The sequence below is a fragment of the Chitinibacter sp. ZOR0017 genome (assembly GCF_000799095.1).
Lineage (GTDB): Bacteria > Pseudomonadota > Gammaproteobacteria > Burkholderiales > Chitinibacteraceae > Chitinibacter > Chitinibacter tainanensis.
Genome location: NZ_JTLG01000021.1, coordinates 194,661 through 221,435 on the forward strand (window position 1 = coordinate 194,661; position 26,775 = coordinate 221,435).

A 26,775-nucleotide genomic window follows, 5' to 3' on the forward strand; every position below is an offset into this window, starting at 1 on the left:
CCGTTGCGCCGCTAGACCCGTACAATCGGTTTACCTATGATTGAAACTATTCTGTTGCAAAAGTTTACGCCTCAGCGCCAGCAAGGAAAAGAATGAGCCCGCAAAGTCGCGAATTATTACAACGGCTACACGCCGCCGAACAACAGCTCAATGACATTATTCTGGGCAAAGCGCCTACCTTGCGGCTGGCGCTGGTGTGCCTGCTGGCGCAAGGGCATTTACTGATCGAAGATGTGCCCGGCGTAGGCAAAACCACACTGGCCCACGCGCTGGCGACGGTACTGGGGCTGAAATTTGCCCGGGTGCAATTTACCAGCGATCTGCTGCCGGCAGATTTGCTGGGCGTATCGGTATATGAGCGGCAAACCGAGCAGTTTCGCTTTCACCCGGGCCCGATATTTACCCAGGTGCTGCTGGCGGATGAAATCAACCGCGCTACGCCCAAAACCCAATCGGCGCTACTGGAAGCCATGGCCGAACAGCAAGTCACGATCGATGGGCAAAGCAATCCGCTACCCAAGCCGTTTTTTGTCATCGCCACCCAGAACCCGCAAAACCAGATCGGCACTTTCGCCCTGCCCGAATCGCAGCTGGATCGGTTTTTGCTGCGGCTGGAATTAGGCTATCCCGATGCGCGGGCCGAACGCGCCTTGCTTACCGGCCAAAGCCGCCGCGATCTGCTCGCCGGCTTGCAGCCAGCGCTGACACCAGCGCAGCTGTTGGCCGCCCAGCGCACCATTGAAGACATCAAACTGGCCGAGCCGGTGCTCGATTATATTCAGGCCTTGATCGCTGCCACTCGCGAAGACCAACGCTTTAGCTGCGGGCTTTCGCCACGGGCGGCGCTGGGCTTGGTGCAAGCGTGCAAAGCCGCAGCATGGCTTGCCAACCGCAGCATGGTTATCCCGGAAGATGTGCAGCAGGTCTTCCCTGCTCTGGCCGGCCATCGCCTGCTGCTGCGGCAAAGCGGCCGCGCTGATCCGCATTGCGCCTTGCAATTACTGCGTGCGGTAGCCATTCCCTGATGTGGGCCAATCTAAAAGCCGCCCTGCTGGCTTACTGGCAGCGTTTTTTGAGCCGCCAGCACCCCGCACAGGCCGGCCGGCTGATCATTCGCCACCAGCGGCTTTATATCCTGCCCAGCGTGTATGGTGTGGGCTATGGGCTGGTGGCGCTGACCATGCTGGTGGGGGCGCTGAATTATCAATTGAGCCTGGGCTTTTTTTTCTGCTTTTTATTGCTGGGTATTGCCCACGCTATTTTGCTGCGCAGCTATGCCAATTTGCTCGGCATGGCGATCAGCGCGGGTGAAGCGCAAGCGGTCTTTGCCGGCGAAGATGCGCTGTTTCCGATTTTGCTGCATAACGACAAAACCCAGCCGCGCTTGGGCATTACCTTGCAGCTAGGCCAAGGTGAGCCGGTGCAGTGCGCGCTGCTGGCCGGCCAAAGCCATCAGCAACTCCTGTTACCTCTGGCCACGCGCCAGCGTGGCTGGCTGAGCCTGCCGCGTTTTACTATCGCCAGCAGCGCCCCGCTGGGCTTGTTTCGCTGCTGGACTTACGCCGAAGTGACCAGCCAAGTGCTGGTATACCCTCAACCGGAAGAAAACCCACCGCCACTACCCGTGGGTGGCCAGCAAGGTGACGGGCAACAGTTGGTCGCGGCCGGGCAGGATGATTTTGCCGGGCTGCGCAGTTTTCAGCGCGGCGATGCGCTGCATGACATCGCCTGGAAACAATCCGCCCGCAGTAATGAGCTGCTGATTCGCCAGTATCAAAGCCCGCAAAGCGAACAGCTATGGCTGTCGCTATCGGCGCTCACCCAGCTCCCGCTTGAGGGGCGGCTGTCCCGACTGTGCGCCTGGGCCATGCAGGCGCATGCCGCCGGGCGCAGCTACGGCTTAAAGCTAGGTAGCCAGCAAATCCCGCCCGGGCATGGCCACGCCCATTTACATCAATGCCTGCGCGCGCTGGCCGAGTACGCGGGGTAAGCCATGGCCAAAGCGCACACCCTGCTCACGTTGCAACAACAACAATGGCTGAGTATCACCCTGGCTATTTGTAGCTTGCCGCATCTGGCGCAACAGCCACCGTGGCTAGCCGCTTGCCTGACGCTGGTGTTATTGGTATTCAGCAGCCTCAGTCCCGATTGGCGCAGCCGCATTCCACGCTGGAGCACCTGGCTACTGGCCGGGGTAGTTGCCACCCTGGTTTGGCAGGCGCACAACACACTCGTGGGGCGTGAAGGCGGTGTGGCCGTGCTATTAGCACTGGCCATCGTCAAGCTCCTCGAGACCCGCACACGGCGCGATGCGCGGGCTTTATTGCTACTGATGTTTTTACTGACGGGAGTGGCTTTTTTGCACGGGCAAGAGCCGTGGCAAGCTGCCTATGCCCTCTTGGCCAGCGTGGCGATCATTGCCTGTGCGCAACACATTGAAAACCAGATACTCCCACTGGGTAATAATCTAAAAGCCTCAGGCAGAATACTCCTGGAGGGCATACCCATCGCCATCTTACTGTTCGTATTATTTCCACGCCTGCCTTCGCCACTGTGGGCCGTACCCGATAGCCAGCAAGCGCGCACCGGTCTATCTGGCGAAGCAATGACCCCGGGTAATATTGCCAATCTGATACAAGACGACAGCATTGCTTTCAGGGTGAGTTTTCAAGGCCCAGCCCCGGATAGTGCCGCCCTGTATTGGCGCGGCCCGGTTTTTGATGATTTTGATGGCGAACAGTGGAAACCCGCCTACGCCGAGACCGCCCCGCAGGCGGCGATTCGCTTTACCCAGGTGCCACAAATCAGCGGTGAAGGCCCCGCCATTCAGTACACCATTACGCTCGAGCCCAATCAGCAGCCATGGTTGCTCGCGCTGGATATGCCGGTGCAGATTCCTGCGGGCACGGCGCTGAGTAATCGCCTGCAGCTGATCAACCCCACCCCGATCACCGAACGTAAGCGCTATACCGCCACCTCATTGCTGCGCTGGCAAACCCGGCACGATACTGACGAGCAAATCATGCGCAGCCTCACCCTGCCGGTGGCGGGTAACCCGCAAGCACGCGCGCTGGCCAGTCGCTGGGCCAGCTTACCGCCCGCCGCGCGGGTGCAGGCCGGTTTGCAATGGCTGCAAACGCAGGGTTATCGCTACACGCTCAGCCCACCACTGTTGCAAAGTCGCGACCGGGTGGATGAATTTTTATTTCAGAGCAAACTGGGGTTTTGCGAGCATTACGCTAGTGCTTTTGCCTTTTTAATGCGCGCCGCACAAGTACCAGCACGGGTGGTGACCGGTTATCAGGGCGGTAAAGCCAATGGTGATTACTGGATTGTGCGCCAAGCCGAAGCCCATGCCTGGGTGGAAGTATGGCTGGCCGAGCAAGGCTGGCAGCGGGTCGACCCCACATTTGTCGTGGCCCCTAGCCGGATTAACGAGGGGCTAGCCAATGCCGTCAATACCGCCGAGCTGCCGTTTATGCTGCGCAATGACAATGCCTGGCTGCGGCTGGCCCGCTTACGGCTGGATGTACTGGTCAATCACTGGAATCAATGGGTGGTCGGCTTTGATCAGCAAAAGCAGCAAGATTTGCTGAAAAAACTGGGGATTGAGGATTTTCTGTCGCTCAGTTTTCTCGCCTGGCTATTTGGCGGATTGCTGCTGACCTTGGGCGGCTTTGCCGGCTGGTTACTCTACAAACACCGCCCGGCACGGCTTGATGCCCCTAGCCGCGCCTTGCGCCAGCTCGAGCGTAAACTGCAACTACCACGCGAGCCCAGCGAAACCGTGAGTGACTATCTGGCCCGAGCCAGCCGCCAGCGACCCAGCCTAGCGCGCAGGCTGCAGCAAATCGGCGCGCTGTATCTGGCTTGCCGCTATGCCGAGCAAGCCGAGAAACTAGGCGCACTCCGCCGCGCCATAGCTGCATTGCCAGCCCGCAGCCGCCGCTGAGCGCGGGAACCTTTTTCGCGCCAAGCGACTCAGAGGCGGTTCGCCTTTATCACAAATCAAGCCCACATCACTTCGGACGGACAAAAGGCGGCCGGCTGGTAGATTTTCGCTGGCTCAAAGGCTAGAATGATCCGCCTTTGTTGGGCTTTACACACGGAAACGAAATAAACCTATGTTTATCACTCCTGCATACGCCGCTGCTGCGCCGGCAGAACCAAGCGCTTTCATGTCATTCTTGCCAATGATCGTGATCTTCGTGATTTTCTGGTTCCTGATGATCCGCCCTCAGCAGAAAAAGGCCAAAGAGCACCAAGCCATGCTCACCGCCCTGCAAAAAGGCGATGAAGTTGTGACCAATGGCGGGATTGTTGGCCGCATCGTCAAAATCAAAGAACAAGAGCAATACCTCAGCATCGAAATCGCTGACGGCGTTGAGATTGTGATTCAACGTGCTGCCATCGCCTTGCGCGTGGAAAAAGGCACGCTGAAAAACAGCAAGTAATACCGAAAAACAATAATACCAACCAACGCGGCAGCGCCCTGCTGCCGCGCAGGGGCACAGCATGAATCGCTATCCGCTCTGGAAGTATATCCTCCTCGTCGTTACGCTTATTGCCGCAACGCTCTATACCCTCCCCAACTTCTTTGGTGAAAGCCCTGCCGTACAGGTCTCTAGCGCCCGCGTGACCGTCAAAGTCACCGACGCGATGATCCAGCAGGCTACCGAGATCGCCACCGCCGCCGGGGTTAAACCGATCGATGCCTACTTTGAAGCTGGCTCGGTCAAGTTGCGCTTTAAAGACACCGACAGCCAGATCAAGGCCAAGGATGCGATTCAAGCCAAACTGGGCAACGATTATGTGATTGCGCTCAATCTGGTATCGGACACTCCGGCCTGGCTGAGCAAACTGCACGCCAAACCGATGGTACTCGGCCTGGACTTGCGCGGCGGGGTGCACTTCCTGCTGGAAGTAGACATGAAAGCCGCCGTGGATAAAGCGCTGGAAAAAACCGCCGGCGATGTGCGCCGCGAGTTGAAAGACAAGAAAATCCGCTACGGCAAAATCAGCAAAGAGCGTGATCGGGTGGAAGTGCAATTACGCGATGCCGAAACGCTGGTGGCCGCCAATAAAGCGCTGACGCCGGTATTGGCCAATCTGACGGTGAGCCCAGTTAGCGCCGATGGCAATTACAAACTGGTGATTAGCTATCCAGCCGCAACCCTGCTGCAACTGAAAAACGACGCGGTTAAACAAAATATCACCACCCTGCACAATCGGGTAAATGAGCTGGGCGTCGCTGAGCCAGTGATCCAACAGCAAGGCGAAGGCCGGATCGTGGTGCAGCTGCCGGGCGTGCAAGACACCGCCAAGGCCAAAGACATTCTCGGCCGCACCGCCACACTGGAAGTGCGTCTGGTTGAAGACGATCAAGCCAAGCTGACCGAAGCCCTGAATGGCAATGTACCTGCCGGTTTCGAGCTGATGACAGAGCGTCGCGGTGAAGGCAAAAGCACCCCAATCCTGGTGCGCAAAGAAGTTGAGCTAACTGGTGAAAACATCAATGACGCGCAAGCCGGCTTTGATGAAAACAACGGCGCTGCTGTGCATTTGAATCTGGATTCAACCGGCGCCCGCATCTTTAAAGACCTGACCCGTGAAAACGTGAACAAACGCATCGCGATGATCTTGGTAGAAAAAGGCGTGGGTGAAGTGGTGACAGCGCCAGTGGTGCGCGGCGAGATTGGTGGTGGCCGCGTACAGATTTCCGGATCGATGAATACTGCCGAAGCCAACGATACCGCCCTGCTGCTGCGCGCGGGCTCGCTGGCTGCGCCAATGAATATCGTTGAAGAGCGCACCATCGGCCCATCACTGGGTAAAGAAAACATCAGCAAAGGCTTTAACTCCACGCTGTATGGTTTCCTAGCGATTGCCGTCTTCATGGTGATCTACTATCGCGTGTTTGGGGTGGTATCGGTACTGGCGCTGGGCGCGAACTTGTTGTTCCTGATTGCGTTGCTGTCACTGCTGGGCGTAACGCTCACCTTGCCTGGGATTGCCGCGATTGCACTGACCCTCGGCATGGCGATTGACTCGAACGTACTGATTAACGAACGGGTACGTGAAGAATTGCGTGAAGGCCAGAGCCCACAAGCGGCAATCACCAACGGCTACAAGCACGCTTGGGATACGATTCTGGATTCCAACATCACCACGCTGATTGCCGGCTTGGCCTTGCTGATCTTCGGTTCGGGCGCGGTGCGCGGCTTCGCCTGGGTGCATTGCCTAGGGATTCTGACTTCCATGTTTAGTGCCGTATTTGTATCACGCGCACTGGTGAATCTGATTTATGGTTATCGTCGCCGCCTGGCTACGCTGGCTGTGTAAGGACGGGAAAGCATCATGATTGAATTTTTCCATGTAAAACGCGACATCCCGTTTATGAGCTATGGCAAGCTCACCACGGCGATTTCTCTGGCGACTTTTGTAGTGGCGGTGTTCTTTTTGATCACCAAGGGTCTGAATTTCGGGGTGGAATTCACCGGCGGCACGGTGATGGAGCTGCGCTATCAGCAATCCGTGGAGATCCAGCAAGTACGCCATGGGGTAGAAGCGCTGAAATACGGTGAAGTACAGGTGCAATCGCTGGGTACCACCAAAGACGTGATGGTGCGCATCCCCAATATCAAAGACAAATCCAGCGCTCAGCTTTCAAACGAAGTACTCAATTCCTTGAAAAAAGAGCGTCCAGATGTCGAGCTGCGCAAAGTCGAGTTTATTGGCCCATCAGTGGGTGACGAGCTGTTTAGCCACGGTCTGACTGCGCTGGCGCTGGTGTGCGTGGGCATTATTGCCTATCTGATGATCCGCTTTGAATGGCGCTTTGCCTTCTCGGCCATCATCGCCAATATGCACGACGTGGTGATTATTCTGGGCGTGTTTGCCTTCTTCCAGTGGGAGTTCAGCCTGACCGTACTGGCCGGGATTCTGGCGGTATTGGGCTATTCGGTGAATGAGTCGGTGGTGGTGTTTGACCGGATTCGCGAGAATTTCCGCAAACCGAATCTACGCGGCAAAACCGTACCCGAAATTATCGACAACGCCATTACCGCCACTATGAGCCGGACCATCATTACCCACGGCTCAACCGAGGCCATGGTACTGGCGATGTTGCTGTTTGGTGGCGCTGCGCTGCATGGCTTTGCAATGGCCCTGACCATTGGTATCGTCTTCGGGATTTATTCATCCGTACTGGTGGCCTCGCCTCTGCTGCTGATGTTTGGTGTAACCCGCGATAGCATGGTGAAGCCAGTGACCGTAAAAGAAGAAGCAGTCGTTTAATCTGCAGCTGATTTAATAGACCGAACGCCGGCTGTGGTCGGCGTTTTGTTTATGTATCGCACAAGGATCAATGATGGAACACTTTATCGATATCTTCCTGCATCTGGATGTGTACCTAGCCCAGCTTGCCCAGCAATACGGCCCTTGGATTTACGCCATTCTGTTTGCGGTGATTTTCTGCGAAACCGGCTTAGTGGTAACACCATTTCTGCCCGGAGATTCACTGCTGTTTGTGGCTGGCATGCTGGCCGGCACTGGCGCCATGAATATTCACTTTATGGTCGTGTTGCTGTTTATCGCCGCAGTACTCGGTGATGCACTCAACTACACCATTGGCCGCTATTTCGGGCATAAATTATTCGCCCGGCCAAACTCGAAGATTTTCCGGCAGGAATACCTGCACAAAACGCATGAATTCTTTGAAAAATATGGCGGCAAAACCATTATCATTGCCCGCTTTGTGCCGATCGTGCGCACCTTTGCCCCATTTGTAGCCGGCATGGCAGAGATGACCTACCGCAAGTTCTTTGCCTACAACGTGATTGGGGCGGCACTGTGGGTGGGCTCGCTCAGCTACGCGGGGTATTTGCTGGGCAGTATTCAGTTCATCCAAAAAAATCTGACCATCATCATCTTGGGGATTATTTTCGTCTCCATCTTGCCGGGTCTGATTGAAATCGCAAAACACAAGCTGGGTAAAGCCCAAGCTTGACGAGAACTATGGCTGAAGACTTTTACACCGATAAGGCGGCCGTACGCGCCGCCTTTGACAAAGCTGCGGCCACCTATGACGCGGCCGCCGTATTGCAGCGTGAAGTGGTTGAACGCATGCTGGAGCGGCTGGCGCTGATCCGCTTGCAACCCAACATCGTCGTGGATGCCGGCTGCGGCACGGGGTATGCCCTGACAGGTCTTAAACAGCAATATCCTCAAGCCCATACCCTGGCCCTGGATCTCGCTCCCGCTATGGTGCGCACGGCACTGAACAAACACAGCCAGACGGGCCTGAGCAGCCTGTTTGGCCTTTTGGATAAACAGCGGCCTTGGCCTCTCTGCGCCGATATCGAACGACTGCCGCTGGCAGATAATTCGGTCGATCTGATCTGGTCTAGCCTCACGCTGCAATGGTGCAATACACCGGATCAGGCCTTTGCCGAATTTCAGCGCGTACTCAAACCCGGTGGCCTGCTGATGTTTGCCACGCTGGGCCCCGATACGCTCAAAGAGTTGCGCACCGCCTTTGCCGGCATTGATGGCCATGAACATGTGAATCGCTTTATCGATATGCATGATTTGGGTGATGCGCTGGTGCAGCAAGGCTTTGCCACCCCGGTGATGGATATGGAATACCTCACCCTCACCTACCAAGACGCCAAATCGGTGATGCAAGACCTCAAGAGCATTGGCGCTAGCAATCACATGCTAGGCCGTCGTAGCGGCCTGCTGGGCAAAACCGCCTGGCAGCGCGTACAAGCGCAGTACGAGCCGCTGCGCCGCGATGGCAAACTGCCTTGCACCTATGAAGTGGTTTACGGTCACGCCTGGAAAAACGAACGCCAACGGCCACAAGGTCAGCGCGCCGACGGCAGCCAAATCATCGAATTTCGTCCCCGCCCGCCGCGCTAAACGGCGCTCGGGTTTATTACTTGCCCCCACCATCGATCATGGCTATTGCTCCTCGCTATTTCATCACCGGCACCGACACTGAAGTGGGTAAAACCGTGGCCACCGCGCAACTCTTGCGCGCACTCAATCAGGCCAATATACCTGCGGTAGGTATGAAGCCAGTCGCCTCAGGCTGTGTGCCTCAGGGCGACATACTGGTCAATGAAGATGTTGAACTACACCGCGCCGCCAGCCCTATTGCAGCGCCGGCCGAGCTCAGCAACCCCTATCGTTTTGTGCCACCGATTTCGCCGCATTTGGCGGCGGCCGAAGCCGGCGTGAATATCGATCTAGCTCATCTCTTGGCCTGCGCTGAGCAACTGCAAACCTACGCCCACACGGTACTGATTGAAGGTGCGGGGGGCTGGTTTGCACCACTGAGCACGCAGGCGCGCATCGCCGATCTGGCCGTGGCCCTCAAGGCGCCGGTGATTCTGGTGGTGGGTATGCGGCTGGGCTGTATTAATCATGCCCTGCTCAGCCAAGCTGCGATTGCGGCCAGCGGTTTGCCGCTCGCCGGCTGGATTGCCAATCGGGTCGATCCCAACATGCAGCGCTATAGCGATAATCTGGCCTATTTGCAGGCAAATATCGCCTCCCCGCTGCTGGCCGAAATCGAGCACAGCCCAATGGCGGCGCAGGCTTGTCTCAATCCACAAGCAATCGACCGACTAAAATTGCACAAGCTGTAAAGCTCGCTTACCATCAATTTAACGCCTTACCGATGACTGTTTACATGCGCCGTTTGTTGTCTCTGTTTTCCTTGCTGGCTGCGGCTTTGCTGCTCAGCGCCTGTGCTAAAAAACTCACCTTTCAGGGGAGCGACATTAGCGACTCGCAAATCGGCCAAAATTTCACCCTGCAAGATCAGCACGGCAAGCCGCGTCAACTGAGCGACTTTCAAGGCAAAGTGGTGGTGCTGTTTTTTGGCTATACCTCCTGCCCGGATGTCTGCCCCACTACGCTGGCCGAGCTGCGCACCAGCATGCAGCAACTGGGTGATGCCGCCAAAGAAGTCCAGGTCTTGTTTGTGAGCGTTGACCCCGAACGCGATACGCCGCAACTGCTGGCGCAATATGTGCCGGCATTTAACCCCAGTTTTATTGGTTTAACCGGCAGTAAGGCGCAGATTGATGAGACCGTCAAAGCCTTTCGTGCGGTCTATCAAAAACAAGGTAACGGCCCGCATTACACTGTGGACCATACCGCCGGCACTTATCTGATCGATCGCAATGGCCAGACGCGCGTACTGGTCAATTATGGTGCGGGTGCCGCCGTCTTTACCCACGATATCCGCCAGCTGCTGGAACAGTAAGCCATGAGCGAACAAGAACCCATCGTCCATCAGCCGATTAGCGACAAAGAAGACATCGCCCAGTTTCTGTTGCGCACGCCGCTGGAAATTGCGCATGTATTCCGCGCCCTGATTCAAGCCAAAACCAATGTTGGCCTGTATTTCAATGCCGGCCGAGACATGATGATTAGCCGTGTGCTGCAGGTTGATGTAAAAGAGAAAGTCTTCATCATTGATATTGGCAGCCACGAACCGACCAATCAGGCTTTGTTAGGCACCACCAAAGTGCTGTTTGTCACCGACCTGGATGGGGTGAAAATCCAATTCAGCACTGATACCCCGCGCCGGGTGAATTTTGAAGGCAAACCAGCGCTGCAGCTACATTTCCCGGCCGACATGATCAAACTGCAGCGGCGCGAGTATTTCCGTCTCACCACGCCGATTACTAGCCCGTATACCGTGAGCCTTAATCGGGCCGGCAATGCCCTCACGCTTGAGCTGCATGATATCTCACTGGGTGGGATGGGTATCTGGCTAAAAGATGATCAGGTGGGGCTATTTGAAACTGGGCAGATTTTGCAGCAAGCCAGTATCGACTTAGGCCCCACTGGCCGCTTTCCAGCTGATTTGCTAGTGCGCAATCTGCACCCGGTGCAATTGCGCCAAGGCGCGCCACGCTGGATGCTGGGCGTGAGCTTTATGGAATTAAGCCGCGGACAGGAATCAGCCTTGCAGCGGCTAATGGTCCAGCTGGAACGAGAGAAAAAAGCCCTGCTCGGTTAATGGGGGCGACTTAAACTATCGCACCCCAACCACCGATCAGTACAGCAGGTATAGCGCTGCAAGCCATATTATCCCAAGCTTGCAGCCCAATACCCAAAACTAAGCCACTAGATTACCAACGAATCCGGGGTGTTAGCACCGCGATGAGCAGCGCTGCCACGCCAACCACCGCCATCCCCCACGCCATGCTGGAATGATGGGCCACAAAACCAATCACTGGCGGCCCCATCAGCGCACCAATTGAGCCCATCGTCGTCACAGCAGCGAGAGATACCGCCCCTTGTTGCGCGGCCGCGGCGTACACGCACGGCGAAACGGCCGCCATGCCGATGCCGACCAAGGCAAAGCCCAGCAGCGCGGGCACCATACCACCGATCAACAGCGCCACTAATAGGCCGCCGCCGGCCAATGAGCCTCCCCAGAGCAACAGTCGGGCCGCACCAAATTGCGTGCGCCACTGATCACCGAACCAGCGAGCAATAAACATCGTGACCGAAAAAAAGGCGATGCCCAATGGCGCCCATTGGGCCGATGCTCCGGTTTCTTCTTTCAGATACAAGGCCGACCAATCAGACATCGACCCCTCCACGATGGTGCCAAACAGCGCCATCAAACCCAGCCATAGTGCAATCCCGGTGGGTAAGGCAAAACGCTTGCCACCTTGCTGTGCTTGCGCTTGATCCGGATGCAGATGCGGAATCGATACCGCTACAGCCGCCCATAAAATAAGCGCCCCAGCCAGAAAATGGGGCCACACCCCAGCGCCAAATTTACTCAGACCACTGGCAAACAGTGCCGCCAGCAAACCACCGAGGCTAAACACCGCATGCAGCCGCGACATAATCGCTTGCTTGCCACTGGCTTCCAGCAGCACGCCTTGTGCATTCATCCCGACATTCAGCAAGCTTGCCAACACGCCTTCTACCGCCATCACGGCAATCGCCAAGGGGTAGCTTGGCGCCGCCGCTAAACCCAGCAACACCAATGGAATCAGAGTGCCGCTAATGAGGCAGGCGGTTTTCGCACCATAGCGTTGCAAAATTTTGGCAGTAAGCGGAAAGGAAAACACCGCTCCTAAGCCACTGGCTAGCAGCAAAAAGCCGACTTCGGCCGTAGTGAGGCCCAATTGTAATTTCAGATCGGGAATCCGCGAGGCCCAAGTGCCAAAGTTGAAACCCAACACCAGAAATAAGGTAGCGACAGCCAGCTGGCTGCGACGAAGATTGCCGCTGTGTGCAGCGAGAGGGGAATGAGTCACGAATGATCCGTTGATTGAGATGCGGCTCCAGCCGCAGGTGGCTCGGCCTGGTTTTGCTCAGCTAAATGGCTAAAATCTGGCGGCAGGATGTCTTCACCCCGCTCCAGCATGTAAATAAAAGCCAGTAATTCTGCCACAGCCCGATACAGTTGCGGAGGAATCTGGCTATCCAGATCCACCTGCATCAGCAGCGCTACCATTTCTGGCGAATCATGGACAAATACACCGGCCTCTTTGGCTTTGGCAATGATACGCTCGGCCAACAGCCCATTACCCTTGGCCACCACACGTGGGGCGCTCTGCCCTTCGCGATATGCCAGGGCTACTGCGCGCGCCAATCGTTCAGGAGGCTTCTTCATTGCTTGCCTCCCACGCCTGATATTGAGCCGCAGCCAAGCTTAAGCCCGCTGCGGCAAAACGGCGCATCACTTCCGGTTGCTGTGCACGGAGTAATTGCAAAGTTGCAGGGTTTTCCGCCTGAAAGCGCAAATTAAACTGACCATCTTGCAATTGTGCGATGACCGTTACACTGCCAAGGCGTGGTAAATCCAGTTGCAGACGGGTTTGCCATTGCCGGCTAGCTGCCGCGGCACCTTGCGCTTCTTTGTCGTTTGCCAGCTCCAGCTCCCAACGTAGCGGCTGACCGGGCCAAGCTGCGCCTTGCCAAATCAAAGGCTTGTTTTCGACTAGCTCGAGCTGCTGCCGCACGAGTTGCTGCAAATTCGCTTCCGCGACCTTATCGCTTGGCGAACCAGCACTCGCGGCCATGGCCTCGGGTCTGGATTGTGGGTTGTTGGCGGCAGGTATGGTCAGCGTTTCTTTGGTCGCAACGGGCTGGGCTGGGTCCGCTGAGGCCATACTATGCAACCGTGCTTGGGGCTCCGCCAAGATCTGCGGCAAAGCACGCTCACCATTCACCCATTGCGCCTGATGTGATTCATAAAACAAACCGCTTGTTGCTAAGCGCTGCGCCAGTTGCCCTGCCAGGGCTTTGGGGTCGGGCGCCTGTGTAAACAAAGGGTCCGCACCTTCAATCAATGCGGCCGCTTGCGCTCCGCCCCCAGACTGCGCAAATAGGCTACTGATCAGCGTGGCCCCTTTGCTAAGCGCTACATTAGCGGGCTGCTCTAATATCGGTTTGGCTAATTGCTGGGCTTCAAGACGAAAAGTCAGCTCGGGGCTCTTTGCCAGTACCGTGAGTTCAAACTGCTGGCCGGGTTGGGTATTGCGGGGGAGATTCAGATCGAGCAGCTGATTTTTAATCAGCACAGCAAAACGGCCATTATTGAGCTGATTGGTGACTAAGGCCTGCACTTTTTCGCCGACGCTGAGGCGAATATCATCTGGCGCGACCTGAACAGACTCCAGCACCCCCTGCTGAGCGCGGAGATAATTGCCAACCAGAGTTGAGGCTGCGTTAGCCGGGAACATAATCAGCCCTTATAAACGCCTCGGTAAATGGCCACAATTAAATCTGCCTCGGCCCGTGACAGTTGGCATTCAACCATCAAGGCATCCGCATCGGCGCCAAGCTGGGCCATGCGGATCGCCTGGTTGTAACTGGACTCCGCCTGAGCTGTGGGAGCAGGGGCGAGCTCAGGTTCTGCAAGCGGCGATGCGGCGGCCTGCATGGCACTTAATCGGACTTTAAGAAACTGCACTTCTTCTTGCAGCTCTTGCACTTGGCCAGCCAGCTCTTGCCAGCTAGTTTGTCGCCGCAACTTCCACCAAAACCACAGCACCTCTGCCGTATACACCAGAACCACTAACAGGAGTAACAGTGCAGCACTGGGCAGATCAAGAGTGATAGTGGTCATGACAGCCTCAGAATCGGACTTGATAGGCGTTGTGGACTTTTTGTTCCGTGTTCAGATTAGACAGTAGACGAGCTAATTCGGTTTGCCAATTTTGCAAGACGGGCTGTAGAGCTTGAATAAGCTCGTCGGTTCGTTGGATGCAAACAGCCAGCTCTTGCTGTTGCGCAGGATTGAGTCCACCCAATGCTACCGGCAGGGATTGCATTTGCGCGACGAGTCCAGGCACGCGCTCATGCAGCTCATCCCATTGCTCTGTAAGTGCCAAGGTTAAGGTGTGTTCCAACTGCTGCTGCAGTGCGTAGTGCGCCGCGATGGTTTGTTCAAACACGGCCATATTGCACATCAGGCGTCGTGGTTTGCTGGTTTAAGGCCGGGTCGTTGCCAATTTTTTCCCATGACTCTTTCAAATCACTGAGTAGCTGGGCTGACAGATCGAGTTTTTCTACATCATTGTGCAAATTGGCTTCGAGCAGACTGTAGGCGATGAACTCGTAGAGCGCATCTAAATTAGCCGCCATTTCGCCACCCGCTTCGCGATCCAAACTAAGGCGCAGGCCATCTTCGATAATGGCGATGGCTTTAGATATCGATGCCCCTTTGGCGGCAATGTCTTTATTATTCAGATGCAATTTCGCCAAATGAATTGCTTTGATGGCCCCTTCAAATAACAGCACGATGAGGCGATGCGGCGAGGCCGTATTCACATCCGCATCCAAGCTTTGACTGCCATAGGCCATCATGGCCCGGCGCATATTGGCACTCATGCAAGGCCTCCTGCTTTAACTAAACTTTGGCAAATTGGCCAATTGCTGGGCCAGCGAGCTACTGGTTTGCTGCATTTGAGTCAGCATGGTATCCAGCGCTACATATTGTGCCCGATAACGCGCCTCAATAGCAGTCATGCGTCGCTCAAAAGCTACTTTTTGAGTCTGCACGTCTTTGACTGATTTATTCAAAGCATCCAGCTTAGTGCCAATGGTGCCTTTACCATCTAGCATTTTGGTCACTGCCTGGCTTAACTGGGCAGCAAAACCTTGCGATATTGATAAGGAGCCACGCTCACCGATTGCACCACCCAGCACGGTGAGCTTAAAACCATCATCGTTATACAGCTTTTGGCCATCCCCTTTCAGCACAACCCCATTTACGGTACCAGCGACATCCGTACCCTGGGTACTCGCACCTGTGGCTAGCCCCAGATCACTACTAGCCGTCGTCACTAGTACTTTCGAGCTTTGGCCATAGCGGTTGGACGTAATGCTAAGCTGATTACTCGCATCCATCGAGACCACCACCGAAGCACTGGCCGCTTTTAAAGTCGCATCAGAGTTAATCCGCGTCTGGATTTCTGCCTGCAATTGTGCAGCAGTATAGGTACCTTCTGCCAAATCGACGCTAACCGACTTATCATCAACTTGCAGCGAAATGGATTTATTCGCACTGGTAATCGCAATGGATCCAGCGGTAAGATTCACTGGGCTAGCACCCACAAACTTGCCCTGAGTCGCAAGGCTAGTGATTTTCAGGTCGTAATTACCAGCGGCATATTTGCCCAGTGAGTCGACCTTAATCTGGCTATCTGACAAGCGCCCATTGGTAGCAAACAGGCTAGTCACCCCTTCCGGATCATCTGCCATGGCTTTATTTAGCTTGGTTTCATCCAGCTGCATCACCCCATTTTTGTCGATTGAAATCCCAACCTGACTCAGGCGCTTCATATCACCGCCAGTGAATTCCAAGACTTGATTCATCACCTCACGCAATTCCATCTCGATGAGGCGCGGAGTAGATTCACCATTGAGCACTTGGGCGTTATTCGACTGCCCGACTTGAGTCTTAGAGGTATCAGCTTTGGTCAAATCCCGCATGGTCTTGATGAGATCATTGTAAGACTTAACCATCTCTTTCAGCGGTGCGCTGATTGAGGCTGCGGATTTATTCACTTCTAGCCGCACTGGCGCGGTGGTTACTTTTTGCAGCGTGAGGGTGATGCCATCAATGGCATCAGTAATACTATTGCCAGGCTTGGTGATGGTAATGCCATCCAGCTTAAAAATCGAATCTTTAGCCGCCTGATTTTGCGTCATATTATTGACTGGCACAGTGGCGGCTGGGTTGTAGGCTAGCGCGGATAAGCCCGTAGCATCCGTATTGGTGGGAGCACCACCCGCTTCAGCCACGGTAATGCGCATGCTATTTGCCGAACCACTTTCGTTACTTGATAAAGCCAAGCGATAGCCGGTGCCATCATTAACAATACTGGCTGTGACACCGCCTTTGGCCTTATTGATCGCATCACGCACCCCTTCGAGGGTGTTATTGGTAGCGTCAATCGTCACCGAAAAAGAAGTGCGTTTAGTATTTGGTGAAAAACCACTGCTATACGAGCCAAAATCAAAGGTCAAAACGCCTTCACCCACCACATCGGTGGCTTTACCGTAAATCTGGCTAGCCAGCTTTTGCGAAGTTGCCAGTTGGCTAACTTCGATATCGTATTTACTCGCTTGCGCAGTGTTACCCGCCGAAATCTTAACTGATGCGTCATCAGATGAACTGGCGGAGGTCGAACCGGTGTAGGAGGCAATATTATTCAGTTTGCCCAGCGAAGTTTGAAAGCTGGAAAGAGAACCTTTAATGGTGCCATAAGCACTCAGTTTTGCTTGCAGGCCGACCTCTTTGACTGTCATTTTCTGCAGCGGCTGCCGCTCAATCGACATCAACTGACTCACAAGGCCGTTGATATCAATCCCGCTCATACCACCCGTGGTAATAGCCATGATTTAGTCTCCTGCTGAGCTGGTTTGCATTAGGCTTTATCGCGAACTAATAAACCCTGCAAACGATCAATTGCTTTGGCGATATTTAAAACTTCTTCAGACGGAATTTGCCGCAGAATTTCTTTCGAGGCAATGTCAATAATTTTGACCGTCCGCATCTTGGTTGCTTCGTCAGTTGAGAATTCCAAGCCAACATCGCGATTCATTGAGCTAATCGTCTCATTGATTTTTTTAACCGCGTCATCCAGTTGCTTGGCTTGTTGCTTAGGATCTAGGGCTTGCACCGCATCGGAAGCGACTGCAACTGCAGGTGCGGCAGACTCCGAGCGTAGTCCAGATACAGCCACCTGGCGCTGACCTTCGTCTTTAAGCATTCCGGGTGTTTGGCTTAAGCCGTTCACAGAATTGATTTGCATGATCATCACTCCTTATGCGGATATGCCCCGAGACCGAAATCCCGGGGCACGCAGCGTACTACTTCACAGCATACTCAGGGCTGATTAGCCACGCAGCAAGCTCAGCACCTGGTTCGGCAAGGCATTTGCCTGTGCCAGCATTGCAGTACCGGCCTGTTGCAGCACCTGAGCACGAGTCAGATTGGCGGTCTCATTCGCGAAGTCGGTATCACGAATCCGGCTGCGAGATGCTGACAAGTTTTCAGAAGTAGTCTGCAGGTTTTTGATGGTAGTTTCAAAGCGAGACTGGGCTGCACCGTAGGTGGCACGACTACTATTGATCGTTTGAATCGCCGCATCGACAATCCGGATCGCGCTAGTCGCTTTTTCTGCGGTAGAGATATCCAGTGTATTCACTTTGTTCGTTTGATCCGCAACACCGGTACCAAAAATGCCGGTCGCAGCATCGGTGATACTGAAGCCGTTTGCAGAATCCAGTGCCACATAACCCATAGCTTTCAGACCTGCGGTACCTGAAGTACCTGCTGCAATCGATGCTGAAGCGCCTTTCTGGTAGGTACCATCGTTTTGAATACGGTCAGCTGAGAACACCAGGCCAGATGCACTGCTGGCTTTGCTACCAATCTGCAGATTAGCACCAGTCGAGTTTTCCAGACGAATCTCAGTGCCATCTTCAGAAACTTTTGCAGTCACACCAGTTTGTGAAGAAACTTTATTGATTTCAGAAACCGCTTGCGCCAGACCTTCAGAAGTATTGGTATTGCTCACAGAGAACGACACAGTTACTGCTGAAGTATTGCTTGAAGTTACTTCCAAGCTGTAAGCACCAGAGGCACTAAAATCCAGAGTCGCCAAGGTACGAGCCGATGCACTAACGCCGGTTTCACCATTCACTGCGTTGATTTTGTCAGCCAGTGTTTTAGCTGTATCAGTTGCAGTAACGGCAACGTCTTTAGATTTAATACCACCGACGGTTACGGTGCCCGAAGTATAGGCTGTGGCACTGGTTGGAGCAGCTGCAGAAGCAGAGGCAAAAGTACTCAGACCGTATTTATCGGTACGAACGTCAGCAGTGCCCACGTTGATGGTTTGATTGGCATTGGCACCCACTTGGAATGACATTGAGCCAAAAGAGCCATTCAACAATTTCAAGCCGTTGAACTCAGTGGTATTAGAAATACGATCCAGCTCGGTAACCAGCTGAGACACTTCAGAATTCAGTGCCTGACGGTCTGAACCCGAGTTCGAACCATTCACAGACTGAACAGCCAGCTCACGAATACGTTGCAGGATGTCGCCTGATGATTGCAGTGCACCCTCGGCAGTTTGCGAGAGTGAGATACCGTCATTGGCATTACGACGGGCTTGGTCCAGACCTTTGATCTGGCTCGTCATCCGTTCAGAAATCGCCAGACCAGCAGCATCATCTTTAGCAGAGTTAATGCGCAGACCTGAAGACAGGCGAGTCAGCGAGGTTGAAAGCGCAGTACCAGTTTGCGCCAGATTACGCTGCGAATTGAGCGACGGTACGTTGGTGTTGATTACTTGCATGATTGTTCTCCTTGGAGAGCGTTATTGCTTTCGCTTACGGACGCACCGCCGCGTCCTTGTAGCATCTATCGTCCCTGCTCCGGATAACTTTAGGAAAAAAATGAAAAATTATTGTCCAAACCAAGCGCGACACCATGCCGCAGCAGCAGCCTGATCCAACATCCAGTTGGCGCGCACTTCAGTCTGCAAGCGTTGTGCCATATCCAGGCGTAAGTCGTGATTTGCCAGCATCAAGCGGATCGCATCCACCCAGTCTTTGAAGCGATTTTTCACCCGCACTACGGGCATATCACCTTGATAAGGACCAAAGTCCGTACAGACCACTGGATATCCGCAAGCACCGTACTCCAGTAGCTTCAGATTGCTTTTGCAGCGGTTGAATAAATTTTCTTCTAGTGGCGCAATCGCCAGATCCAGATTCAGCGCAGCGAGCTTGGCCGGATATTGAGTGATTTCAACCCCGGGGTGAAACTCTTTCACATATGGCTGCAGCGCCTCGGGACAATGACCGAAGAAAACCCAATCCACTTCGTTGGCCAGCTCTGCCACCACATCCGCCACCAAGAGCAAATCACCCGTATGCCCCACGCCACCAGCCCAACCCACGCGTGGTTTACCCTCACCCAGCAATTTAGGCGTTGCCGCAAAACTCCACCAGCTAGGCGGCAATCGATTGGTTGCCACCCGGATGTCAGAATGAAAACCTTGCAATGCCTCGGCCAGCGGCGGCGTACTAACCACCAAGCGATCACAATACGACAGGGCTTTGCGCAAACTTGCGGCCATGCCTTGCGGCATTTCATCCCGATGCAGGCTCTTCACTGGTAAGTTAAGAATGTAGTCATCTAGCTCGAATACGATCGGGCAGTTGGCCCAGGCTTTATAGCGCGCCAGACTAGCAATCTGCTCGGGCGAGATTTGGCGCTGCACCAGTATTAGATCGGGTTTGATCCGTTGCAGATCACAGACCGAGAAGTGCTCAAAACCGACACCACCACGAATGAAGCCCGCCTGCTCCATCACATGGTAAGGATGAATCAAGCGATAATAGCCGCAGCCAAACTCATCGGCCGGAAAGACCAAGACCTTCGGCAAGCGACTCCAGGCCAATAGATCGGGGCCAGCCAAACGATTGCGCTCAAGCAGGAATTGCCCAGTGCGCTGAAAGTTTGGACTATAGAATGGGTCGTTAGCGAATAAATCGCGATAGCGCGGAATGAGTGACGCGACATCATTCAACTCAAGTGCAAAGGGTATATCCACAGAAGCTATAGCAACCGGCTCCCACAGAGTCATACCCCCATTAGCAAAACTCGCCAATTGCAATTCAATCAACTGCAAGGACCAGCCTGCCGCACCACTGAGCACATCCGCAAACAACACGTCGCGGTGCATTAACACGCAACGCGGATCGAGCAGCAGTGATTGTTGCAAAGCTTGATTACGCTGCTGATAACCTACTTCAGCCACTGGCAGCGCTTGCAGTGGCGATTTGATACCGTCATCAAATCCCGCCACCAGCGGGGCACCCGTATTCCGCCCCTGCCCATCTACCAGCCGAGGCGCGACCCACTGCGCATCATTCATTGCCATGGTCGAGAGTAACATCGGCATGCATTCTGGCTGATTGATACACACGTCACCGGCAATATAGGCCAGCCACTCAACCTGGCTCGCCATGCTGCGCAACCACGTTAAGACATCAAATTCAGCCGGACACGATAAAATTTGCAGCTGCGGATGGGCAATATCGCTCAAGGACTGCACTGCCGGCGCCACCGCATCAGCACCCCGATCCAGCACCACTACAACTGCGGGCAAGCCAGCGATACCAGTTAATAGATTTTCAATGCTAGTGAGCAAGCGTTCAGACTCAAGCCCAGCTTCGATCGCAATCAAGGTCTGACTATCAAGCGACTTCGCCACCATGCGCTGCACGCCATTGTGATTCAACGGCTGGCCGGGTTTATTGCGCAGCTGATAATAGTCTTGCTGCAATAACTGGCTGTAGTCCGCATCAGCCTCTAGCACGCGTGCTTGGTGATGCAGCACAAATGGCAAGTGGGCAATCGCCTGCGCCCCATGCTGTAAAAAGACCGACAACACCACCAACTGCCACCAGCCAAGGTGCGGGGCCTGTAACAGCTGCGTATCTAGCGCCAGGCTTTGCAAGACGTCGCTTGGCACAATCAATGAGCGGCCAAGATACGCCGTACCGAGCTGCAATACTGCATCAAATTGCGCCCGGAACTGCGGCGAATGGCAACGGCCCGTCGCGTCAATTTGGTCAGCATCGAAAGTCAGCAGCGATTTGGATTGCGTGAGGTGCTGATGCGCCAGCAACAGCAAGGCGTGCTGCTCAAATGTATCGCCCGCAGTGAACACCCCTACCAGCCCTTCAGCAGGTAGTGCCGCCAAGGCCGCATCGAGTTCAGCCCATTTCAGCCAACGGATTTGCACAGAATTAGCTGGCGTAGCATCGCGCGCGCTCACCACCCAAACTTGATGCTGCTGATAATACTGCGCCGTAATCGATTTCAAACTTGCAACCAAGGCCTGATCATTCAACTCACTATCCGTGATCACGACCGTAAACTGCGGCAATACATAGCCGCGCAAGCTATCAGCATATGCATCAAGCTCAGCCTGATTTAGCTTACGTTTACTGAGAAACTCTCGATAGACTTCTTCTACAGTCGGCTGCGGCGGCACTTCCAAAGCAGCCAGCTGAGCTTGTCGCTGCGCCTTAATATCAGCCTGCTCAACTGGATAGCGACCATAAATCCGCCGATACAAGAGAGGGAATTTGGAACGGTTTTGACTCGTCATCTGATCAGACGAGCGCTGGCGGCGCTGCCGCACTTCGGCAGTCACTTGCTCAATGTGCACAACCTCAGTGCGTTCAGTGAGCCGCAGTAACATATCCCAATCTTCAAACGAAGGCAGCGATATATCAAATCCGCCCACCTGCGAAATCAATTCGGCGGGATGGCTCCAGGTATTCACCGGGATATAGTTATGCACCAAGAGACGTTCGCGCGAAAATCCTTGATGGGCATATAGATTTTGGCCCCCTAGTGGATAGCGAACCCCATCAATCAAATCCTCCTGGACCGTAATCGAATCGGTATACACCAAAGCCTGCGGTGTCTTTTCAAACTGTTGGCGCAATACCGCTAGATGATCTGGTAGATAAAAATCATCATCATCCAAATAGGTAATGTAGCGCCCACGAGCAACCATCAAGCCCGCATTTCGCGCAGCAGAGAGACCACTATTTTTTGCTAAGCGCTGATATGCAATAGTTAAGCTCGGAAAATCTGCCAGAACATCTTCAACGAGCGAGCCGCAGTCATTAACCAAGACCACCTCAAACTCTGGCATGGTTTGTTGCGCTAAACTATGCAATGTATCGCGCAGCATGGCCGGACGATTGTAAGTGGTTAAAACAACCGAGAAAAAAGGCGCCTGTTCGGTTTGCGAGCGCACGAGCGATGCAAAACCATTGCTTTGCTCGGGTGCAAAGAGTTTATGGCGGACACCTTCAATTCGGTCACGGAAACGTTCAACCACCTCGACTGGATACTGAGCCAATCTGCCTTCAAATAATTGCCAAATATCGACTGCGGCTTTACGCATTCGTGCCCAAACATCTGGAAATGACATATTCATTTCCAAGATTTCAAGGTGCTCAACTAAAGGGCGCTCTGAAGTATAAAAATTTTGCGATACCTGGCCACCATGAACCCGATAACCCACAGTTGCTTCGCATAAAAAGACAAAGTCAGGGAAACTACGTGCCACACGGATCCACATTTCCCAATCACTAGCCTGCATATCAAGGCGAGCTAAATTACCATCAGCTAAGCAGACTTGTTTGGCCATACTAAGACGCAACATCACTGCCGAAGGCGTGATGTAGTTATCAAAGCTCAACAAGTCGATAACTTCATCTCTCCCACCAACATAGCTTGATTGTTTATGGCCAGGATGGATTGCATATTGCAGAATATGATTGTTGGCATCGATCCAATTGCACTGCGAGAAAGCCAATGCACACTGCGGGTTAGCCTCAAGAGCGGCTGTTAGCTTAGCTAAATGCCCGGGATATAAAATATCGTCCGAGCCCATCACAACATAGTATTTTCCTCGCGCAGAATGAAAACAACGATTGCCATTTTCATTTTGCCCCAAGTTTTTTGGATTAACTGACAGTTTGAAGCGTGGATCGACACTAAATTGCTGCAAGAGCGCCACACTTTGATCAGTCGAACAATCATCATGAACAATTAATTCAAAAGAAACCCCTTCTTGCGCTAGGACTGACTTTACTGTTTCAACAATAAACTGTGCATTGTTGTACGACATAATGGTCACAGTCACTAGCGGAACTGATGCCGGATCCAAACTGGTATTGTTAAGCGTATGTTCAGTAGTCATTGTATTCTCAAGATGGGCATTCTACTTTGTCAAAATAAAGCAAAGTCATATAATCTTTGTTTCAGCACCACTACGACAATCGATGTAATCCTTTTTGTGCACATCGAACACAAAGTGCATTGCGTGCTGCGACATATTCAGCAGAAAAACATCGATCAAAACTTATGCTTGTTTTAGCCAGTTCATCATAAAGCGAACACAGCTTCAATGAAAAATCACCAGCAAAGATTGGAAACATTCGCCGCGAAAGACAGCGCTGATGATCTGCATATGACGCCGAATCTACCTCAACCGCAGCGCCAGTTAGTTCCCGATCAAAATACCACGGATATTTATTCTCAAAATACACTCGCTGCATTTGCAGATCATCCATGACCATTTCCCGAGATAACATTAGATAGATTTTTTCAGAACGACTGAGAACTATGCGAGCTTCAGTGCTAGCGACAAATTCGTGTACAGTCGGATTTGGAAAATCAAGCAAATTTATCTCTAGCGATTGTAGCTTTTTAATACCAGAGAAATCCCAACTTTCTAAATTGCGGGGATAGTAAGTGACTTTGGTATGAATACCATATACAGCCCCCGCAAGTACCGATTCAATTTTATCCACAAGAAGAGGCTCATCGATCAAGAAGTCAACACCACCAACTGTTGGCATCTTGATCAAACGACTTAAAACTAAGGCCAAAAAACCCGCATCAAAATAGGTCCAGCCACGAAAATCGATTACCGCACGGTTACGTAACGCGTGTAGATGATTTAAATAATCGATATCTTTTTGGACGCCATGAGCAATTAGCATTGCCTCAATTTCTTTCCGCGCACCTGGGCTTGCCACCAGCACAAAGATGTTCTGCTTAACCAATAAAATATTTTCTAATTCTTCAACGTCAACAAGATCATGCCGAATACCGGCTCGCAGAAGAATAAAAGCATATTCGCTTGCCGTGACGCCAGAACCCACTACATAAATGCACTTCTCTAGCTGAATTTGGGCCAAATATTGCAACCAAGACAGATCAATAGGGCTTGAGAAAGCGGCAAAGTCAGAGTCGTACAACACGACGGTCTCCACTTTCCTCATCGATTTTCACATTCACATCGAAAAAACGATGAACCCCATGATTCATACACTTTGTACAAAATGGTGAACCATTACGCATAGCGATTAAATCTTCAAGCGACGTTTGACGAAAATCTACTCCACCGCCTACTAATGGGCGTTGCATATTACAGCAGTGCAAAACCTTTGCATCCCAAGTCACAGTTGGAAACGCATTAATAATATGACATTTGCTATCCTTGATTGTTTGGCAATATGCCAACTGATCATCTAAGGAAAAAATCAAATGTTCAGATGCCTGTCGCATCACCTCAGGAATTTCTTGCCCATTGACGGCATACTGATAAACCTGCCCTGGGAATATATGTGCAACAATTGGAATTAGCGAAAACCCCAACTCTTTAGACAATTGCAACATGTAATCCAAGTCTTCATACAAGTTGTCATTATATAAGTGATACATAATCCGAACATTGTAGTCGAGGTTATGCTTGCGTTTAATCTCTGCAATTCGATACAAACCTGCTAAATAATTATCCCAACTCCCACCAGTCCTGCCGCGCTCATAGCGGGCGCCGACACCTGCACAGGGCGCAACAATCTGATCCGGCTCTGCAAGCAGAAATTCATCCAAATACTTGTGAAAATCAAGGTTAGTTGAAACTTCACAAGCGACACCATGCTCACGACATGAACGAACAATTTTAGCGATATCGGGGTTAAGCAATGGTTCCCCCCACGTATATAACGCCAGTGAGTTCATTAATGGAATCTCAGTCAACATCTTGCTGAGCACTTCAGTGAACAAGCCATGACTCATATGCCCTCGCCCTTTATTGGCGCTTGGTAAACCCATGTCACAAGTCTTACACTGAAGATTACATTTTCCCTCAATTTCTATTGTTGGAAAAAATCGGCAAATATCCAGCGGCGTAAATAGATTAACATATCGTTGCAACCCTGAATTCGCCGCTCGCTCTAAAAACACTCTCTTCCACTGTCGATCTTTTGTGCAGATAATGAGTAAATCATTATTTAAATCCAACATTTGAAAATACTGGTTTGGATCAATGACATCGACACCATGCCTTTTTTGCCCAGCAAACCTTGAATCTAAAAATGCGGCGACCTTCATTCCCAAAGCGGACAAACGACGCGAAAGCCCGATCCCCTCTAGATTTACTGAAAGCAAAAAGATTCTTTTGCCAGCAGCTAATTTTAAAAAATCATCGCTACTAACTGGTGCTGATTCAATCTTGGCATCATCACGCAAAACCATGCCCGAACTCTGAATCACTTTAAGAGGAATTTGCATAGCACATTTACTTCTTCTGGATTGAGATTAGGGCAATATTCTTGAAGCTGATTTTTAAGCTCTGCTAATTGAGGGATTAAGTTGCAGATAGGTTCGTTCACAAGTTCAAGATTTCGATAAAATTCAGTGATCGCTGAAACAGCCTGCTCTCGAGACAAATCCTCTTGTTCAGGCCGAACGTTCAAGCACCTAGCCACCATGACAAGACGATCAAGTGGATGCCGATTAAAAGACAGCACAACCCCCATAACCGTTGCAATACTGATGGCATGAGAGGTTCCATTTAAGCTGGCTAGTGCATGTGCGACTTCATGTACAAGCCAGCTAGTTTTTACACCTCGGGACAAAATACCCGATGAGCTTAGACTACCTAACCAAGCTAAATCCGAGAAATTTTGGTGACTTGGGGCAACAGCATGCAAACTTAACTCTGCAGCAATGCGCAGATAATTCAAACTCATCGAATCTTGAATCAGGCTTGGTGTCCGTTCAACTAAATACTGATCAATAATATGCGAGACTACATCTGCAATACCAGCCCGATAATCATGGGAACTCAATGACGAAAACAAAATAGGATCATGAACTGCAAACCTAGGATAACTATGAATACTAAAAAATGATAATTTTTTAAAGCTGTCTTGCTCCATAAGCACGAAAGCATTATTTCCTTCTGATCCAGAACCTGGCTTAGTACATATCAAGCCGAACGGTATTGTTTGTTGCCATTGATTTGGGGGTATTGATGGCAGTTGCTCGACCGAAAGCTGATTGCCAATACAAACCGCCAATGCTTTTGTAGCATCCAATATCCGACCACCACCAAAGCCAAGAATAAAATCTGGTCGTGAATCAATTGTTTGCGCGCCATGCTCAACAGAGCTAAAGGTTGGCTCCCCCTCGTCGAGCTGTAGAAAACTTAAACGTAGATCTTGATGTGCCGTTTTAATGGCTGATAGGAACGCATCTTCATAACTTGAAAATGTCAGGCCATGTATCACCAGCACGTTACCCGAAGAAGGGAGTTCATACCCGATTCGCGCTAGCGCGCCCTCACCATGGATTAATTTTACTGGATTAAAGCTATAAAACATCAC

Annotated in this window: 24 protein-coding genes and 1 pseudogene; 11 read left to right on the plus strand and 14 right to left on the minus strand. The window is 52.5% G+C overall.

Going from position 1 to position 26,775, the window contains the following annotated elements:
• The first annotated feature begins 92 nt into the window (after window positions 1-92).
• The 11 genes from L991_RS07895 to L991_RS07945 all read left to right on the plus strand — a co-directional run bounded on the left by L991_RS07895 (window position 93) and on the right by L991_RS07945 (window position 11,038).
• On the plus strand, window positions 93-1,025 hold the full coding sequence (locus L991_RS07895; protein WP_047393825.1) for a MoxR family ATPase: 933 nt from the start codon (window positions 93-95) through the stop codon (window positions 1,023-1,025).
• Complete coding sequence (locus tag L991_RS07900) at window positions 1,025-1,990, plus strand: DUF58 domain-containing protein (protein WP_052190728.1); 966 nt, start codon at window positions 1,025-1,027, stop codon at window positions 1,988-1,990. The genes L991_RS07895 and L991_RS07900 overlap by 1 nt, the downstream gene beginning before the upstream one ends.
• A 3-nt stretch (window positions 1,991-1,993) precedes the next feature.
• Complete coding sequence (locus tag L991_RS07905) at window positions 1,994-3,952, plus strand: DUF3488 and transglutaminase-like domain-containing protein (RefSeq protein ID WP_052190729.1); 1,959 nt, start codon at window positions 1,994-1,996, stop codon at window positions 3,950-3,952.
• Between the two features lie 226 nt (window positions 3,953-4,178).
• Window positions 4,179-4,454 carry a preprotein translocase subunit YajC gene (yajC, locus tag L991_RS07910; protein ID WP_373277555.1) on the plus strand — a complete coding sequence of 92 codons (276 nt, stop codon included), beginning with the start codon at window positions 4,179-4,181 and terminating at the stop codon, window positions 4,452-4,454.
• 61 nt (window positions 4,455-4,515) lie between these two features.
• Window positions 4,516-6,342, plus strand: a complete 1,827-nt coding sequence (secD, locus tag L991_RS07915; protein WP_047393827.1) for a protein translocase subunit SecD — start codon at window positions 4,516-4,518, stop codon at window positions 6,340-6,342.
• 18 nt (window positions 6,343-6,360) lie between these two features.
• On the plus strand, window positions 6,361-7,296 hold the full coding sequence (gene secF, locus L991_RS07920) for a protein translocase subunit SecF (RefSeq protein ID WP_028448915.1): 936 nt from the start codon (window positions 6,361-6,363) through the stop codon (window positions 7,294-7,296).
• A 70-nt stretch (window positions 7,297-7,366) separates the two neighbouring features.
• Window positions 7,367-8,008, plus strand: a complete 642-nt coding sequence (locus L991_RS07925) for a DedA family protein (protein WP_047393828.1) — start codon at window positions 7,367-7,369, stop codon at window positions 8,006-8,008.
• A gap of 8 nt (window positions 8,009-8,016) precedes the next feature.
• Window positions 8,017-8,922, plus strand: coding sequence for a malonyl-ACP O-methyltransferase BioC (gene bioC, locus L991_RS07930; RefSeq protein WP_028448913.1), 906 nt, complete (start codon window positions 8,017-8,019; stop codon window positions 8,920-8,922).
• Between the two features lie 38 nt (window positions 8,923-8,960).
• Entirely contained in the window at window positions 8,961-9,653 is a 693-nt protein-coding gene (gene bioD, locus L991_RS07935) for a dethiobiotin synthase (protein ID WP_047393830.1), read from the plus strand.
• A gap of 44 nt (window positions 9,654-9,697) precedes the next feature.
• Window positions 9,698-10,276: an SCO family protein gene (locus L991_RS07940; RefSeq protein WP_231550508.1), complete on the plus strand. Its 579-nt coding sequence runs from the start codon at window positions 9,698-9,700 to the stop codon at window positions 10,274-10,276.
• A 3-nt stretch (window positions 10,277-10,279) separates the two neighbouring features.
• Window positions 10,280-11,038 carry a flagellar brake protein gene (locus L991_RS07945; protein WP_047393834.1) on the plus strand — a complete coding sequence of 253 codons (759 nt, stop codon included), beginning with the start codon at window positions 10,280-10,282 and terminating at the stop codon, window positions 11,036-11,038.
• A 112-nt stretch (window positions 11,039-11,150) separates the two neighbouring features.
• Here L991_RS07945 and L991_RS07950 read toward each other — a convergent pair whose 3' ends face one another.
• The 14 genes and pseudogenes from L991_RS07950 to L991_RS16925 form a co-directional block, all read right to left on the minus strand.
• Window positions 11,151-12,296, minus strand: coding sequence for an MFS transporter (locus tag L991_RS07950; protein WP_047393837.1), 1,146 nt, complete (start codon window positions 12,294-12,296; stop codon window positions 11,151-11,153).
• Window positions 12,293-12,655 carry an EscU/YscU/HrcU family type III secretion system export apparatus switch protein gene (locus L991_RS07955; RefSeq protein ID WP_081986581.1) on the minus strand — a complete coding sequence of 121 codons (363 nt, stop codon included), beginning with the start codon at window positions 12,653-12,655 and terminating at the stop codon, window positions 12,293-12,295. Before L991_RS07955 ends, L991_RS07950 begins: the two co-directional genes overlap by 4 nt.
• Window positions 12,639-13,727: a flagellar hook-length control protein FliK gene (locus tag L991_RS07960; RefSeq protein ID WP_047393840.1), complete on the minus strand. Its 1,089-nt coding sequence runs from the start codon at window positions 13,725-13,727 to the stop codon at window positions 12,639-12,641. Before L991_RS07960 ends, L991_RS07955 begins: the two co-directional genes overlap by 17 nt.
• Before the next feature lie 2 nt (window positions 13,728-13,729).
• Window positions 13,730-14,113, minus strand: a complete 384-nt coding sequence (locus L991_RS16505) for a DUF2802 domain-containing protein (RefSeq protein WP_052190730.1) — start codon at window positions 14,111-14,113, stop codon at window positions 13,730-13,732.
• 7 nt (window positions 14,114-14,120) lie between these two features.
• Window positions 14,121-14,441 (minus strand): flagellar protein FliT, encoded by a 321-nt coding sequence (locus L991_RS07970; RefSeq protein ID WP_197053838.1) that lies wholly within the window; start codon window positions 14,439-14,441, stop codon window positions 14,121-14,123.
• Window positions 14,434-14,877 carry a flagellar export chaperone FliS gene (gene fliS, locus L991_RS07975; protein WP_028448904.1) on the minus strand — a complete coding sequence of 148 codons (444 nt, stop codon included), beginning with the start codon at window positions 14,875-14,877 and terminating at the stop codon, window positions 14,434-14,436. Before fliS ends, L991_RS07970 begins: the two co-directional genes overlap by 8 nt.
• Window positions 14,878-14,892: 15 nt before the next feature.
• Window positions 14,893-16,890 carry a flagellar filament capping protein FliD gene (fliD, locus tag L991_RS07980; RefSeq protein WP_047393844.1) on the minus strand — a complete coding sequence of 666 codons (1,998 nt, stop codon included), beginning with the start codon at window positions 16,888-16,890 and terminating at the stop codon, window positions 14,893-14,895.
• Window positions 16,891-16,919: 29 nt separating this feature from the next.
• The gene (locus tag L991_RS07985) at window positions 16,920-17,306 is read right to left on the minus strand and encodes a flagellar protein FlaG (protein WP_028448902.1); all 387 of its coding nucleotides are present in this window, start codon (window positions 17,304-17,306) and stop codon (window positions 16,920-16,922) included.
• Between the two features lie 84 nt (window positions 17,307-17,390).
• Complete coding sequence (locus L991_RS07990) at window positions 17,391-18,857, minus strand: flagellin (protein WP_034618684.1); 1,467 nt, start codon at window positions 18,855-18,857, stop codon at window positions 17,391-17,393.
• Window positions 18,858-18,965: 108 nt separating this feature from the next.
• On the minus strand, window positions 18,966-22,523 hold the full coding sequence (locus tag L991_RS07995; RefSeq protein WP_231550509.1) for a glycosyltransferase: 3,558 nt from the start codon (window positions 22,521-22,523) through the stop codon (window positions 18,966-18,968).
• A gap of 399 nt (window positions 22,524-22,922) precedes the next feature.
• Window positions 22,923-23,297 (minus strand): annotated as a pseudogene (locus L991_RS18030) (glycosyltransferase family 2 protein); the annotation flags it as partial.
• Window positions 23,298-23,367: 70 nt separating this feature from the next.
• Window positions 23,368-24,363, minus strand: a complete 996-nt coding sequence (locus L991_RS08000; protein ID WP_156129023.1) for a hypothetical protein — start codon at window positions 24,361-24,363, stop codon at window positions 23,368-23,370.
• Window positions 24,347-25,678, minus strand: coding sequence for a radical SAM protein (locus L991_RS08005; RefSeq protein WP_156129024.1), 1,332 nt, complete (start codon window positions 25,676-25,678; stop codon window positions 24,347-24,349). Before L991_RS08005 ends, L991_RS08000 begins: the two co-directional genes overlap by 17 nt.
• Window positions 25,657-26,772, minus strand: a complete 1,116-nt coding sequence (locus L991_RS16925) for an iron-containing alcohol dehydrogenase (protein ID WP_081986584.1) — start codon at window positions 26,770-26,772, stop codon at window positions 25,657-25,659. Before L991_RS16925 ends, L991_RS08005 begins: the two co-directional genes overlap by 22 nt.
• Window positions 26,773-26,775: the final 3 nt, after the last annotated feature.